This is a genomic window from Synechococcales cyanobacterium T60_A2020_003, from assembly GCA_015272205.1.
Classification (GTDB): Bacteria; Cyanobacteriota; Cyanobacteriia; order RECH01; family RECH01; genus JACYMB01.
Window position 1 is genome coordinate 1 of the sequence record JACYMB010000204.1, and the last position, 15,025, is coordinate 15,025.

Annotated in this window: 18 protein-coding genes; 8 read left to right on the top strand and 10 right to left on the bottom strand. The window is 51.4% G+C overall.

The window, feature by feature from the left end; all coding sequences use genetic code 11:
* Positions 1–1,943 (top strand): restriction endonuclease subunit R (locus IGR76_10375; GenBank protein ID MBF2078899.1); only part of this gene is annotated, 1,943 nt, incomplete at its 5' end.
* A gap of 26 nt (positions 1,944–1,969) precedes the next feature.
* On the top strand, positions 1,970–2,734 hold the full coding sequence (locus IGR76_10380; GenBank protein ID MBF2078900.1) for a M48 family metallopeptidase: 765 nt from the start codon (positions 1,970–1,972) through the stop codon (positions 2,732–2,734).
* Between the two features lie 392 nt (positions 2,735–3,126).
* On the opposite strand, the gene IGR76_10385 is transcribed toward IGR76_10380, so the two are convergent.
* The 4 genes from IGR76_10385 to IGR76_10400 form a co-directional block, all read right to left on the bottom strand.
* Positions 3,127–3,558, bottom strand: coding sequence for an HNH endonuclease (locus IGR76_10385; GenBank protein ID MBF2078901.1), 432 nt, complete (start codon positions 3,556–3,558; stop codon positions 3,127–3,129).
* Positions 3,555–3,911, bottom strand: coding sequence for a hypothetical protein (locus IGR76_10390; protein MBF2078902.1), 357 nt, complete (start codon positions 3,909–3,911; stop codon positions 3,555–3,557). The genes IGR76_10385 and IGR76_10390 overlap by 4 nt, the downstream gene beginning before the upstream one ends.
* 134 nt (positions 3,912–4,045) lie before the next feature.
* Positions 4,046–4,273, bottom strand: a complete 228-nt coding sequence (locus IGR76_10395; protein MBF2078903.1) for a hypothetical protein — start codon at positions 4,271–4,273, stop codon at positions 4,046–4,048.
* Positions 4,274–4,507: 234 nt separating this feature from the next.
* On the bottom strand, positions 4,508–4,747 hold the full coding sequence (locus tag IGR76_10400; protein MBF2078904.1) for a hypothetical protein: 240 nt from the start codon (positions 4,745–4,747) through the stop codon (positions 4,508–4,510).
* Between the two features lie 279 nt (positions 4,748–5,026).
* Between IGR76_10400 and IGR76_10405 the strand changes: the two genes are divergently transcribed.
* From IGR76_10405 to IGR76_10415, 3 genes are all read left to right on the top strand, one after another.
* On the top strand, positions 5,027–5,962 hold the full coding sequence (locus IGR76_10405; GenBank protein MBF2078905.1) for a hypothetical protein: 936 nt from the start codon (positions 5,027–5,029) through the stop codon (positions 5,960–5,962).
* 715 nt (positions 5,963–6,677) lie between these two features.
* On the top strand, positions 6,678–7,019 hold the full coding sequence (locus IGR76_10410) for a hypothetical protein (protein MBF2078906.1): 342 nt from the start codon (positions 6,678–6,680) through the stop codon (positions 7,017–7,019).
* Positions 7,016–7,600, top strand: coding sequence for a Uma2 family endonuclease (locus IGR76_10415; GenBank protein MBF2078907.1), 585 nt, complete (start codon positions 7,016–7,018; stop codon positions 7,598–7,600). The genes IGR76_10410 and IGR76_10415 overlap by 4 nt, the downstream gene beginning before the upstream one ends.
* Here the strand turns inward: IGR76_10415 and IGR76_10420 are convergent.
* The 4 genes from IGR76_10420 to IGR76_10435 all read right to left on the bottom strand — a co-directional run bounded on the left by IGR76_10420 (position 7,583) and on the right by IGR76_10435 (position 9,985).
* Positions 7,583–7,891 (bottom strand): hypothetical protein, encoded by a 309-nt coding sequence (locus IGR76_10420; protein MBF2078908.1) that lies wholly within the window; start codon positions 7,889–7,891, stop codon positions 7,583–7,585. The two genes, IGR76_10415 and IGR76_10420, sit on opposite strands and share 18 nt — an antisense overlap.
* Positions 7,892–7,923: 32 nt before the next feature.
* Positions 7,924–8,640: a hypothetical protein gene (locus IGR76_10425; GenBank protein MBF2078909.1), complete on the bottom strand. Its 717-nt coding sequence runs from the start codon at positions 8,638–8,640 to the stop codon at positions 7,924–7,926.
* A gap of 3 nt (positions 8,641–8,643) precedes the next feature.
* Positions 8,644–9,408, bottom strand: coding sequence for a mobilization protein (locus tag IGR76_10430; protein MBF2078910.1), 765 nt, complete (start codon positions 9,406–9,408; stop codon positions 8,644–8,646).
* 64 nt (positions 9,409–9,472) lie between these two features.
* Positions 9,473–9,985: a hypothetical protein gene (locus tag IGR76_10435; protein MBF2078911.1), complete on the bottom strand. Its 513-nt coding sequence runs from the start codon at positions 9,983–9,985 to the stop codon at positions 9,473–9,475.
* A gap of 657 nt (positions 9,986–10,642) precedes the next feature.
* Here IGR76_10435 and IGR76_10440 point away from each other — a divergent pair.
* Positions 10,643–12,391, top strand: coding sequence for a plasmid recombination protein (locus IGR76_10440; GenBank protein MBF2078912.1), 1,749 nt, complete (start codon positions 10,643–10,645; stop codon positions 12,389–12,391).
* 8 nt (positions 12,392–12,399) lie between these two features.
* Here the strand turns inward: IGR76_10440 and IGR76_10445 are convergent, their stop codons facing one another.
* Together IGR76_10445 and IGR76_10450 are read right to left on the bottom strand one after the other, a co-directional pair.
* Positions 12,400–12,822: an HNH endonuclease gene (locus IGR76_10445; GenBank protein ID MBF2078913.1), complete on the bottom strand. Its 423-nt coding sequence runs from the start codon at positions 12,820–12,822 to the stop codon at positions 12,400–12,402.
* A 13-nt stretch (positions 12,823–12,835) separates the two neighbouring features.
* Positions 12,836–13,246 carry a hypothetical protein gene (locus IGR76_10450; protein ID MBF2078914.1) on the bottom strand — a complete coding sequence of 137 codons (411 nt, stop codon included), beginning with the start codon at positions 13,244–13,246 and terminating at the stop codon, positions 12,836–12,838.
* A 191-nt stretch (positions 13,247–13,437) separates the two neighbouring features.
* On the opposite strand from IGR76_10450, the gene IGR76_10455 reads away from it, so the two are divergent.
* The gene (locus IGR76_10455) at positions 13,438–14,475 is read left to right on the top strand and encodes a transposase (GenBank protein MBF2078915.1); all 1,038 of its coding nucleotides are present in this window, start codon (positions 13,438–13,440) and stop codon (positions 14,473–14,475) included.
* A 242-nt stretch (positions 14,476–14,717) separates the two neighbouring features.
* On the top strand, positions 14,718–14,888 hold the full coding sequence (locus IGR76_10460; protein ID MBF2078916.1) for a hypothetical protein: 171 nt from the start codon (positions 14,718–14,720) through the stop codon (positions 14,886–14,888).
* Positions 14,889–15,025: the final 137 nt, after the last annotated feature.

Below are 15,025 nucleotides of genomic sequence, written 5' to 3' on the forward strand. Positions count from 1 at the left end.
GCAAACTCCACCGCACCATGAAAGCCCTCATGCCCAACGCCACCTTCATCGGCTTTACGGGCACCCCCCTACTCAAAAAAGACGCCCAAACCAGCCTCGAAGTCTTCGGCAAATACATCCACACCTACAAATTCAGCCAAGCCGTCGAAGACAACATCGTCCTCGACCTGATCTACGAAGCCCGCGACATCGACCAAACCCTCGGCTCCGAAACCAAAATCGACGCCTGGTTCGACGCCAAAACCAAAGGACTCAACGACTGGCAAAAAGCCACCCTCCGGGAAAAATGGGGCACCATGCAAAAAGTGCTCAGCTCCCGCTCCCGCATCGATCGTGTGGTTGAAGACATCACCTTCGACTTCAGCACCAAACCCCGGCTCAACAACGATCGGGGCAACGCCATGCTCGTCGCCGCCAGCATCTACGAAGCCTGCAAATACTACGAACGCTTCCAACAAACCCCCTTCAAAGGCAAATGCGCCGTCATCACCTCCTACAACCCCCAAACCAAAGACATCACCACCGAAGACACCGGAGCCAACAGCGAAACCGATAAACAGTTCATCTACAACCTCTACAGCCAAATCACCCAGGACATCGCCCCTTTACCGAACAAAACCAAAGCCGAAACCTACGAACTCGACGCCAAAGACAAATTCAAAACCCAACCCGCCAACATGAAGCTGCTGATCGTCGTCGATAAGCTGCTCACCGGCTTCGATGCGCCCAGCTGCACCTACCTATACATCGACAAGAGTATGCAGGACCATGGCCTATTTCAAGCCATCTGTCGCACCAACCGCCTCGACGGCGACGACAAAGACTTCGGCTACATCGTCGATTACAAAGACCTGTTCAAAAAAGTCGAAAATGCGATCGCCGTCTACACTGCCGAACTCGACCACAGCGACGGTGGAGCCGACCCCGAAATCCTGCTCCAAGATCGCCTCACCAAAGGCCGCGATCGGCTGGATAACGCGATCGAAGCCCTACACCTACTCTGCGAACCCGTCCAACCGCCCCGCGACGACCTCGCCCACATTCGCTACTTCTGCGGCAACACCGAACTTCCCGACGACCTCAAAGCCACCGAACCCCAACGCACCGAGCTATACAAAGCCACCGCGAACTTCCTCCGCAGCTATGCCAGCATCGCCGATGAACTCGAAGCCGCAGGCTACAGCCCCGCCGACATCACCCGCATCAAACAGGCCACCAAGACCTACACCGACCTGCGCGAAGTCATCCGCAAAGCCAGCGGCGAAACCCTCGATCTCAAGCCCTTTGAAGCTGATATGCGGCACCTGATCGACACCTACATCGAAGCCAGCGAACCCCGCAAAATCTCGCCCTTCGACGACATGCCCCTGCTCGAGATCATCACCAAAGTCGGCATCAACCGCGCCCTCGAAGAACTGCCCAAAGGCATTCGCAGCAATCAGAAAGCCGTTGCCGAAACCATTGAGAATAACGTCCGCCGTAAAATTATCAAAGAAAACCTCAGCGACCCCGCCTACTACGAACGCATGTCGCAGCTCCTCGACGAAATCATCGAAGCCCGCAAACAAAAAGCGATCGCCTACGAGGAATATCTCCAACGCATTGCGGAACTGGTCAAAAAAGTCGAATCAGGCCAAGACGGCAACGTCCCCACCCAGCTCGATACCCCTGGCAAACGCGCGATTTATAATGCCCTACGCACCACTGCCACCCCCGGAAAAGCGGCTGAAGCAGCGGGCACCTACACCACAGCAAACGAAACCGACCTCGTCGAACTTGCCCTAAAAATTGACCAAACGGTCAAATACGTGCGTCCCGACGATTGGCGGGACAACGGCGGACCCAAAGAGCAGATGATCAAAGCCGCACTTTATGGCATCCTTCAAGATATTGAGGAAGTCGAACGAATCTTCCCGATCATTAAACAGCAGTCTGAGTATTAACGGAGGCTGTTATGGGGGTGCGAACTATGGGTGCAACGACCAGTGCAGCAACGACCAGCCAGATCAACATCATTCAACTGGGTGACATCCGGATTGAGGTGGTGCGGAAAAACATCAAAAACATTCATCTCAGCGTCTATCCACCCCATGGAGCCGTGCGAATTTCTGCCCCAATCCGCATGGACTTAGAACGCATTCGGGTCTTTGCCATCGCTAAACTTGCCTGGATTAAACAGCAACAAACCAAACTTCAAAGCCAACTGCGCGAAACCCCGCGTGAGTACATCGATCGAGAAAGCCATTACCTTTGGGGCGAACGTTATCTACTCAACGTCATCGAAAAAGACGCTGTTCCCCAGCTCAAACTCAAGCACAAACAAATGGTGCTCCAAGTTCGCCCCGGTGCCGACCAAAACAAAAAGCACAGTGTTCTTGAGGCTTCCTACCGTCAGCAACTCAAGTCCGTAATCCCACCCCTCATTGCCAAATGGGAAAAACGTCTCGGTGTCACCGTCACTGGCTTCACTGTCCGCAAAATGAAAACGAAGTGGGGCAGCTGTAGCCCCGCCGCCAAAACCCTTCGACTTAACCTCGAACTCGCCAAGAAGCCGCAGGACTGTCTCGAATATGTGGTGCTCCATGAAATGATTCATCTGCTCGAACCCACACACAACGATCGGTTCATCGCCTTAATGGATCGGTTCATGCCGTCATGGCGCTTCTACCAAGAAAAATTAAATCAACTACCAGTCCGACACGAAAGTTGGCTGCACCAAACAAATATCGGCTAAGTACAAGCGATAAAGTCAAATAACGATCACAAAAATTCAAATAGTTGAAATTTCGGAATTCAATGAACGACAAAAACTGTCACACCCAATAACCGCAGTAGTTACAGCCTGGACTTCTGCGGTATACGCAATTAACCCAATCGTGTAGATTAACTGCTTTGTATGGGTTTGAGACTCAGCTTAAAGACATTGGACTAAATTACTGGACTAATGACGATTTTTGACTCAATTGTCATTCATCTGAGTGTGACAATTTTTTATGTAATCATGTTGACAGAATTGCAATCATCCTAACCAAATAAAACTGATTTATACGTTGAAATGTGAACGATTTGTTAAATCTGATTAATCAGATTTAACCTCAATCGTCACTTCTGGATCAAGCTCACCGATCAATCTGCGGGAATCACTAATCGTCCGACCCGAAATAAAATGACGCGTTCCGTGAGCGATTCGGGTCGATTGATTGGTAATAGTCGAATCGTCGCACGGGCGATCGCGCTCAATGGTTGAATCAGTCCGGTCTGAGCCTCAAATTGAAAATGCGACGACCATTGATCGCGACGAGGATGATAGAGCTTCGCTGTGTCATTTGTCTCTGGGTCGATCGAGGCAATATCACTACCTTTCGCGAGATTACATAAGGCACAAGACAGGGCGAGATTTTCGGAAACGGTTTCGCCCCCATGCTTTTCGGCAATGATATGGTCCATTTGGTGGGCAGCCAAGGCCAGTGCTGCCGGAATTAAGCAATACTCGCAACTATCCTGGGCACGCTCAAAGACAAGTCGTCTCAGATCCGCCGGGACATAGGTTTTGCTCATGCCACTTCCTGGAGTTTCAGTAATGCCTGCGCCTTGGCCATCCGGACTAAATGCTCAACGAATTCATATTGCTGCCAAAGCCGCTGTTCTAAAGCGGTCAGACCATCTACACGATTTTTTTCCAGCAGTGCTTCAATTTGCGCCTGGGCCGTATCGGATAGTCGTAGCGCTAAGGTTTCCTGTGGTGAAGGGAGCGTTGCTAAGAACTCCAAGACTTCCGCGAGACCGGAAAAGCCGGTCGAAGGGTTGGCTTTTACTTGCAGTAAGCCCAAGGCTAAAATTTGTGGCAGTTCATCCTTTAAGGACTCCAACTGCCGTGCCATATCATCGGGAATATCAACCGTGATCTGCATTGTGGCTCACCATCATCCGGATGTCAGGTTGTCTCTTTCATGGTAAGCGAAGACCTGAGGATCGTCCTCAGTCCTTGAGTCTTCTACCCTTGGTGAACGCTACCGCCGGCCCATAGCCCACTCAACCACAGCCCCTATTGCGGCTTCTGGCTTTGATTGGCCTCGGCTTTGACCGCATCGAGCAGCGCCTTTAAGTTCACGCCAGTAGGTTGAGTATTAATGTAATCGGCTTCAGCTTCCAGTTGCTTGAGCAGCACCAGGTTTCCCTGACGATTTGCGACTTCGATCCGGCGACTGAGTTGGTCGAGCAATGCCGCTTTATGTGCTTTGCCTAGGGCTTTACATTCTTGTTGAGTCAGCATGATGCGGTTTCCTTCTGTGTGTGCGTTGAATTTGGCGCAGTGGCGATTGATTCGGCGAGTGACGCGGCCAGTCACTGGACTGTGAAACATGATTCGCGCTCAGTGTCAGATCGCGAGTGCGATTCGGCTAAATGATGATGTCCTTGAACCCGCTGATTGTTGAATGACTGCTGATTGAATGACTGCGCGTCAGGGTGGCGGACCGCCACCCTGAAATCTTAGAAGATCGAAACATTAGGATGCGACGGCCAAGGTGAATGCGGGTGTCGGCAGCGACTGAGTGCGATTAAACGCTGGCATTTGGCGTTCGTAGCTTTGATCACGATAGGTCAGTGTGACGGCAGCGAGTACGGCGCGAAATTGGTTCCCTGCAAGCTGCGGTTGACGGTAATTGATTGATGAGGTTTGTCGTTCTTGCCCACGTCTAGCTGCGCCTTGACCATCACCGCTTGGGCACGGGATAAAACAGTGCAAAGTCCCAGAATTGCTGCATCATGCTGGGTCACCCCCCTGCCCCGAGTTTTCTGGGAGCTGAAAACAAAGAGATTGATAGTCACTTTTCAAATTGTCTGCCTGATCGCAATGTCAAATCCTCAATGATTGGCCGAATCGAAGGTGCCAATTCAGAAAGTGGGCTCAGATTTGCCGAAATCACGAATATCTTGACGGTTCCTCGCGTTAAGCACAAGTAATTCATTCAGCTGGGTATGCGCAATGCGCAATTGCCCCACTTCTACCATTAAGGAGAAAACCATGCTTCGTTCTCAAGTTGCCCGTAAAGTTACTCAACTTGCCACTCTAACCCTGGGTTTTGTGACTTTCAGCTATCTATCCAATGTCTCATTGACGCAATCTGGTCTAAATTCAATTCAATTGCAATCAGCTCAGGCGGCTGACCCCTACTGTGGTCCGTCAAAGGATAAAGCCGGAAAACTGGCAACAAAATTCTTCCTCTACCCGTACATGGAAACATTTGACCCTGCTTGTCAGCAGCATGATGCTTGTTACGACGATCTGAAAACAAGCCGTAAGACCAAAGAGCAGTGTGAATCGGAATTTCGCCGTAATCTCTATAAGCTCTGCGAAGACCGCTCCCTGTGGCAAAAGGTGAGTCAGGATGTGTTTGGTATGATCACCAATCCGAAACTTTGGGGTGGAATCGGCATGACAGGTGCTTGTAAGCGGCAGGCCGATTATGCCTACTGGGCTGTCAGTCAATTTGGCGAAAAAGTCCTCAAAGACGCAAACCGGGCGGTTTATAGTGTCAAAGTTGTCGATGTGAAGGCAAAACGGATTGATGATCGCTGGAGTGACGACGAATTAGAAGTATGTGTCAAAGTCCGCAATGACAGCAACTTGGCAACGGAATGGGATTTGGTCTTGCTGGATAAGAAGGGAGGCATTGTGGATACCGAACCTGACACTTATGAGCGTAATATCAAAGTTGGTCAAACCGATCAAGAATGTGTGAGTACAAGGGGCACCACGTCCTCGATTTCGGATCTTGGCTCACAAGCCAAAGTCGTTGTTCGGATTGATAATACCCTTGGCAATGCGCCTTTTACACCGATTGCAGAAATTCCAGTCAACACTAATCGCAAGAAGGATAAGTTTACTCCAGTAGGCTTTAATCAGCCCAGTATCATGGAATCATATCAGCAGTTAAAGCGAATTAAATCGGGACGTTAAGTGAATTGCATTGGTTAGACTTATTTTATTGGTATAGCCATGGTCTAGAATTGCTCAAAATACTTTTTTCAATTTTAGAAGCAATGGCTGACTAGACAAGTCCGATATCATACTCAATCACTAAGTCTGTTCACCAGTTGATCGCTGTAGATCCGAAGCAGGCTCAAATCGCTGAGCCTGCTTTGGATACCCCATCGCCTCAACCGTCACCTTTGCCGTGGGGGTCCCATCGGCAATCGTCAAATAGGACCAGCGGGGGCATTTAAACCAAAAGTTACGGTTTCGACTGAAAGCTCTGCCTTATAAACCTTTCAGAGATAGTGCATGGGTTCGCTCAGAAAACCTTCGTTTTCTTTGTAGTGAGCTTTTTGCCCAAACTCGACCTTAATGAGTGCAAAGAAACTCATCTAAAAATCAAAATAAGGTTCACTGGTGCATTTTAAGTTTCTGGACAGTGCAAAACCGCAACTTTCTGCGCGAATGCCCCCGCTGCTCCTAAATTCATAACCGCCAAGGGCCATCGGATGATTAATCCACCAAAGCCCTTGTTAAGTTCAAACATACGATTAATCAGAATCGGTGCCATCCCCCGATATGCACTCTCGACACATCATCTTGAGGGGCAGCAAGATGATTGGTTCGTGTGCAAAATAATTGTATTTTTATCAGCCATCAGTTACGATTGAATCATTCAGATTTTGCACACTAACCGATTATGCGAGACACTACGCGGGAACGGCTTCAAGCCGAACTAGCCGAACTCGAAGCGGAGATCAGCAGCATTGAGGGCCAAGGCGATTACTATCTGTCGGCATGGGTATCGAAATGTAAGCCTTCCGGTAAAGCTCAAGCCTACCCACGGGTGCAAAGTCGAATTGCTCAATTCAAGGGCAAGAAGGTGCTGCACATCAAACAATCGGAATCGATCGTGGTGTATCAGGAACGCTGCGATCGAGGACAGCGGATTGGTCGATTGCAGAAGCGGGCCGAGCGAATTGAAGCCAAATTAAACGCATCGAGTAATGCAGCACAAGCACTGATGGGGGCACAACCATGACAGTCGCGATGCAAAAACGCCTGAGCCTTGAGGAGTATCTCAGCTATGACGATGGGACTGATACCCGCTATGAATTGGTTGATGGGGTCTTAGTTGAGATGGGACAGGAAGATCCGCTGAATCGAAGAATTGCCATGTTTATTGTGGCGATGCTGCTACAGGCTGGGGTACCTCATGCCCTACTCGCGATCGGAGATGCCATTCGCATCGCCCCAGACCAGGCCAGCGCACGTATCCCAGATTTAACCGTGCATTCAGCCGAATCGAATGCAGTCATACTGGACGAAAAAATCTTGCCGTTCGAGGCCCATCCGCCGCAACTGGTAGTGGAGGTTGTTTCGAGTAGCGATACCGACAAAAAATCCTACAACCGCGATTACATCGAAAAATGTCCGGAGTATGCGGCACGGAGCATCCCAGAGTATTGGATTATTGACCCGATCAAGGCCGTGGTGAAGATTGGCCGATTAACTGATGGTGTATACCAATTTCAGGACTTCACGGGGAATCAAGTGATCAACTCACCCACGTTCCCTAATCTAAAGCTGACAGCCGCACAGGTTCTATCCGGTGGGACATGACATTGCATTCTGCAAACCATTTTTCTCAATGTTGTAAAAGTCATTTCGATTCAACCCCTGTCCCCAAGCTCCATTCAGAATCGGTTCCTCCCGCTGCTGCTGCGCCAGCCAATCCTGATAGTCCAGCCGCTGAAGCATCAGCTGCTGCTGACTATCTTGGGCTAACGCCGCCGATCGCGCCTCGCCCTCACCAGATCGATCGCGCCAATCCTGAAACGCGGATTCCCGTCGCGCATTCTCATTCAACCAACCGGGCCAAAGCTCTGATTGCCGTAACCCTTCATCCCGCATACTTTCTCCCGTAATCTATCAGCCGTATCTCGTTACTTTCCAGGCTTAATCCCCAGTACCTGCTCAACCCGTTCCAACTTCGTCAGCGCCCAGCTCGACTGCGACGACAAGAATTGCTGCCCTGCCCCCACTTCATTCAGCCTCAAGAGACCCACCAAATGCAGGAAACCCACGCCCAACAGCAGTCCGATCATCCCCATCAACAGATAATTGGTTAAACGCTGCTGCTTAACGTTCCCAGCCGCGTGACTGCGGGCGGTCTGGCGATGGCGGTCGAGCTTGTTGCGGATCGTTTCCAACTCGCTGTTCACGCTCTGAAACTGTGGCATCAAGCTCTGAACCGCGCTCTGGTTCAATTCCGTTGATGGCTTGCTTCTGCTCTCGCGTCGCGACAGACTCAAGGTATGCTCCAACTTGCTGATTAATTCGCGCAGTTGCTGCGATTCGGTCTCGGATCTCGCTAATGCCTGCATCAGCTTCAGCGAGTTTTCCGCCGTCTCCTGCATCGCCCGACTCTGTTCGCGGGTAATCTGCACCAGTTCCAGAATCACCGTGTTCCATAAATCAACTTTCCCCTCAAGTGCTGCATTCGCCTGGACAAATACCATCGCCGGATCGTCTTCATCCAGTCCCAACCGCGCCGCATACTGACGCACAATACTTTCGCGCGACTGCTCATTTTTGTTCGCCGCATCGGGGTTGAATCCGCCCCCATGGCCGTTCCCATTGGCATGATTATTGAGTGCCATAACCTACACCAGCCCCGTTGCTTGAAATGCCGTCTGCGCTTTCTTCAGATACCCCCGGACTGCTGATTGCTGCACAATCCCAAAATTGTTCCCGCGATGGGTTAGCGCTTGCTCAAAGGTCAGCCTTTCCTGGAGTAACGTACTGGCTAATCGACTGGGCAGTTTCGGTAACTCAATCACCGGACAGCCGTATTGTTGGATTAATTCCTGCGTCTTCTCATCCGCCGCAAAGAATTCCCAATCGTCATACTTCAGGTTCTTCACGACAACATGCGGGATCTTCTCCCCAAAGGTCGCCAACGACACCTGCAATGACTTCATCGAGTCGTATTCCCCCGTGCAGATAAACCATTTCACCAGACCGACGTCATGACTCGCCGCCAAGTCCACAATATCGAACTGCTCCACCCATAACTGAAAGGCTTTGTGTACCGTCGCTGGCAGGTTCACAACAATATTTTTTTCATCCTCGATCGCCCAGTTGATAATGCTGCAAGCCTGTTCATTCACTTTCTCATCTTCCGAGAAACAGGAGACTTGGACATCGGTATAGATGCCCTTGAAATCGGGACTATCAATGTCTGTCTCAACCCCGAGCACAGGCGTACCCAGATCCAGCAAAACGGCATAGAGGGTGCGGGCGAAAAACGATTTCCCAACCCCGCCTTTATTACCATCAGCCAAGTGGATATAACGTTTCCAGGACTTAGCTTGTTCAACCGCGGATAACTTTCCCTCAGTGGGTTTCTTTTTCGGACTCGTAACCATACTTCAAACCGATAAACTGCACATCAAATTCCGATTACACCTGATTCCCACCCCCATCTCTAAGCTAGTAAGCCAACTTGATGCCCGCACTATCCGGACGGGGTAATTTCTTGCTCCCTGACATTGGTTTTGCACTTTCCTTAGCGCCTTCTCCAGAATCGGATTTTGGCGTCTCCGAACGCTTCTCCTGCGGCGGCATTGGACTTTCTCCGGTGACAGTTTTAGTCGTGGATTTTTTCGTCCCCGATCGCTGCCGACGACTTTTCCTAGCTCCCTTCTGTGCCAGGTTTGATTCCTTCTCCCGCTTCACTTCCAGGTAATACTTTTTCAGCGTCCCGCCGCGGATTTCTGGTACATCCTCTTCCAGTGCCAACGACGCCAAACTCTCCTCAATCATCACCGCCAACTCATCGTAGGAATAATGATTCGCCAACGACTGTGTCACAAAGTCATACAGTCGCTCAACCACGTCCCGCAACGTGTACAGTGTCTTCTCCTTCGGCGGCGTTTTTGCAGCCAAATCCGATAACAGCAGATCAAACTGTTGTGGCTGAATCGCCAGTAACTTATTCGGCATCGAGTTTCTCTTCGATCTTCCTCAAACTATGACCAACAGTAGAACAACGCCAGGCAAAAACTTTCTCCCAACCGCCGCTTAACCCGTAGACCCAAACCCTGAAAAGCATGGATAAGCAGCGATCTGAAGCATAAAAGAATTAAGCCAAATCTAGCACTCAATCCGAGCGAAACAGAATCTCCCGCAGGATATAAATTCCGTTCTCTCCATCCGTCCTCATGTGCGGATCGGTATCAGCCTCACCGATCTAAAACTGATCGATCTCTATCCCCTTTCCCAATCGTCAATCTATACCGCTATAGATACCCTCACCCGATCGCCCGTGATACCTTACCCCTTAACCGCACCATTCATTCACCCAACCCTCACCAAGACTTTCCCAGAACACCCCGCCAAACCGCTACTTCCCCCTCATCGCAGCCCATCGCCCCCATCCCCAAATCCTCCCCCCACAGTAGCCCCATCCGACTAGCGCTTGATAAAGCGGGACTCACTCCGCAATTTTGGCCCTCGTTGGGGCACGCTGCGCTCAAATTTGCTGCGTTCGCCGAGCCGCAAGACCCCGCCTACGCCGTTGTCGTTGCCCTGTCCTGCTGATGGCACGATCGACCATCCGATCATGCCCCTGATGTCATTCTCATTGATGCTGTTTGTCCTATGCCCGGTAAAGCGATTTTTCGGATTAGTAAGCTCAAGAGTTTTGGGGCGATCGCGGGAGCGGAACGTCATAACTCACGCACGCGGGAGACGCTGAATGCCGACCCCGATCGGGCGCAGGATAATTTTGTGTTTATTGGGGATGGCGATCGACCTTTGGAGGTATTGGCCAGGGAGCGGATTGGGGGGCAGAAGATTCGCAAGAATGCGGTGCTGGCGATCGATGTCTTTATCTCGGCTAGTCCTGAATATTTTCGACCGGATAATCCGGGGGAGGCAGGGTATTGGGAGCGCGATCGGTTTGAAGATTGGTTGGCGGTAAATGAGGCGTTTCTGAAGGAGGAATTTGGTGAGCGGAACATCCTCCGGGCGGAGTGTCATTTGGATGAGGCGACGCCCCATATTCATGCGGTGGTGGTGCCGCTCACGGATCAGGGCAAGTTGAGTTATCGGCGGCTCTATGGGGGGAAACGGACGGAGCTTTCTCAACTCCAAGATCGGGCTTGGGAGGCGGTAGCGGATTTGGGTATTGAGCGGGGGGTGAAGGGCAGTCGCGCGACCCATCGGGAGGTGAAGGATTGGTATGCCGAAATGCAGCAACCGATCGAGCAGAATCTAGATCTGGAGACGGTGCGGGTGCAGTTGGCCGATCGGGCCAGAATTGCGCGGGAGAATCAGCAGTTGCGGGTGCAGGCAGCCGCACTGTCTAGGACGCTGGATTTGCGCAATCAGGAGAAGCAGGATTTGTTGCAGCAGAATCTCTTGATGCAGGGGGAGTTACGGGTGGCTCATGGGCAGGTTGAGTCGTGGAAGGAACGGTATGGTCAGCTCGTCGATCCGTTGCGGGATTTACCGCTTGAAAAAGTGGCGGAGGAGTTGTGTTTGCAGTCGGATTTGGGAGTGTCGCCGAGGTGGTGTCATGAGCGGCATCAAATCCGGATTAATGGCAGCAAGTTTTTTGATTGGCATAAACACCAGATGAAGGGCGGGGGTGGGGCGATCGACCTCGTGATGCATGTCAACAAAAGTGACTTCAAAGCAGCGGTGGCTTGGTTGGACGATCGGTTTGGTGCAGAGGCGGTTAGGAGGGCGGGAAGTGAGTATGCAATTGAGCAGGCAAAAGTGGTTAGAAGCGAGCGGTTTATCGCGCCGGTTCAGTCGATCGAACTGTGGGCTTCTGTGCGTGATTATTTTATATCTCAAAAGTTGCCGGGTGGGTTGATTGATGCGCTGCATGACCAGGGGCTGTTGTATGCCGATGAGGATGGTAATGCGGTGTTTGTGCAGCGCGATTTTCAGTCGCGGGAGGTGACTGGGGCTTATGTGATGAGTGGGGATGCGTTTAGTGGTTCTGTATTGGTTTCGGATTTGTCCCGTGGGCGGTTTTATTGGTTACGTGGGGGTGAGCCGGATGATGCGGTCAAAAGGGTGGTGGTGGGGCAGTCGCCAGCGGATATGTTGGCTATAGGTGTGATGGATAATTCGCCCCAGGAAAAGACGATGTATTTGTCGGCGGATGGATGCTTGCCGACGCCGTTTTTGCAGTCCTTTGAACCAGAGCAGATCACCCTCAGGTTGAACCGTGATGTCCAGGGACAAAATCTGGCGCGACAGGCGCAGGAATTGCTGCCGGATGTGCGGCAAGTCGTAGCGCCCCAGGCGGATTGGTTTCGCCATCTCCAGCAGGTGCGACAGGCGGATATTCAGCGACAATTGCAGGCGCAAAAACGGCGGGGACGAGAACGCTGAATCACCTACTATTCTTCGCGCGGTGGATGCCAACCAAACTCAATCCAGATCGAACGGGCTGTCACCAGATTTTCGTTGTTCAAACGCAGCGCGATCGCGGTGGCTCGACCCACCGAAGTCAAGCCGATAATCTGTGTCCCACCATTCCGCCACTCAAAATGCTCACGCCATAACTGCGTGCGCGGATTGAATAAAGGCACAATTTGCTGGGTTTCCGGGTCTGAAGCGACAGTTCTGGCCCCTTTGAATTCATTGCAGCGGTAGCAGGCGTCAGCTAAGTTGGCCGCATCATCTTGGCCACCCAAGGAGAGGGGCTGAATATGGTCCATAACCAAAGGCGTACCAGTCAGACGCGAAGAGGTTTTGCAATACTCACAACGCTGCTCTGCGCGTGTGATGATTTGCTGCCGTAGACGCTCCGGAATCCCCATACAGAAAGAAAGCTCATACCGCGTCAGGACTGTTTAGTTTCTGCCCACGCCAACGCAGAATCGACCAAGCGTAAGCTTTCTGAAGCATTAACTGATCAGCACTGTGGCGCAGATGGGTCAGTTCTTCGCGTTCTGCGGGACTAAGTTGATTAGCCGCATTTTGTGCCAGTAGCAACTCGTGCCGTGCAAATTGTTGGGAATCTACTTCGGCTTGGGCGATCGCTTGCAGTTGCTCAGTGCTGAGGGTTTGTAACGCCAAAAGTGCCGACTGGTATTCCGGCGGGGCATTGTCGGGGGACGGTGGCAGATTGTTCAGCACACTTTGCGTGATCAGCGCTTCGAGTGATTGATGGGTGACTTCCGCAATCCGCATGAGTTGTCGTAGCACCGGATCGGGCAATTCGATAGTGATGGGTTGCGACATATTCAAGGCGATCGCGCTAAGAGGATCGTCTCTATTGTATCCGACGGATTCCGGCGTCTAACTTGGACTCATCAGCCATCCCCAGAGGCTATCCAGAGTTACAGGTAATTGGACGCGCCGTCGATGGTGGCGTGAAACAACAAATACTGTGTGGTTAAGCTGTAGCAATTAGCCGACTGTAGGCAATGCGGATGTTCTGTCATACTAAAAACGGACACCACTGCGGGCAGCATCAAAAGTGGTGGGGTCAGTTGGAAGAGGATGCAGGCATGACCGAATTGGGAAATAGCGTTCCCGCAAATTACGATGAAGCCTGGAAAGCGGCGATTGAGCAGTATTTCGAGGCATTTGTGGCGTTCTTTTTCCCGGTTGCGCATCAAGCGATCGATTGGCAACGCGGCTTTGAGTTTTTGGATCAGGAGTTGCAGCAAATTGTCCGGGATGCGGAGGCGGGCACCCGCTATGTGGATAAACTCCTCAAGGTTTGGCGCAAGGATGGTGTGGAAGCCTGGTTACTTTTGCATGTCGAGATCCAGAGCCAGCGGGATGGGGATTTTGCCAAACGGATGTATGTCTACCATTACCGGATCTTCGATCGCTATGAACAGGAGGTGGTGAGTCTGGCCGTTTTGGGGGATGACCAGCCAACCTGGCGACCGCAGGAATATAGCTATGGGCGCTGGGGTTGTGAGATGCGCTTGAAATTCCCGATCGTCAAGCTGCTGGATTACAGTTGGGAAGTGCTGGAAGCGAGCAACAATCCCTTTGCGGCGGTGGTAATGGCACATCGACAAACCCAGAACACAACCCAGGATGCCCAGGCGCGGTTGGAATGGAAGCTACGCCTAATTCAGCAGCTTTACCGACGCGGCTATCGCCGACAGGATATCCTAGAGATATTTCTGGTGTTGGATCGGATGATGCGGTTGCCGGAGTCACTGGAACTGGTGTTTCGGGAAGAAATTAAGCGATTTGAAGAGGAAAATCTGATGCCTTATATCAGTAGTATTGAGCAAATTGGGCGGCAAGAGGGGCGCATCGAAGAGCGGCATGATATTATTCGCGATCTCTTGGTTAGTCGCTTTGGGGTGCTGGACGAAGCTTTAGAGGCGATTATCCAGCCGTTGAGCGAGCTTTCTACAGCGGAATTTGCGAGTTCACTGTTGCCACTCTCGACCCTGTCGAGAGAAGCGCTGCTGGATCGCTTTGGACAAAACACGATGCATTGAGCCAGGTTGGTTGGTCTTCCTTGGCAGCAAAGTCGAATCGCATGGCGCAAGTCTGGGTAATCGTGCATTCCAGCACAGTCTTCTGGGGGAGCGGGCTTGATTCGTTCAGAACGGCGATCGCCGCGTGACGAGGCAATGTGAGTGCGCGCATGGCGCTGATGTTTGACTGAGCATCCCTTCCAAGTTTCAGTTCATTCAGCCCTTGCCGGATTTCACACATTCAGAATTTTGGCAGGTTTAATATGTTTGACTTACTCAACATCATCGATGCTGGTTTGTGGGCGATCGCGCTGACGCAGACGGTCTATCAACGAATTCAACCCAAGATACAGCAGGCATGGAAATTATTGACTACTGAGCAGACTCAACGCTTGCTACGGGCGATCGGCATGTGCTGGCTGCCGCGATTGTAGCTAAATGATTGTCGACGATCTGGCTAAGTGATTAACATTTGATCGGCTTCCCACGACGGGTGTGACTAGAATTTGATGTGGCTATTGAACGAAGCTACAGCCGTAGCGATTGATCTTGTCCCAAAATTGTGACCATC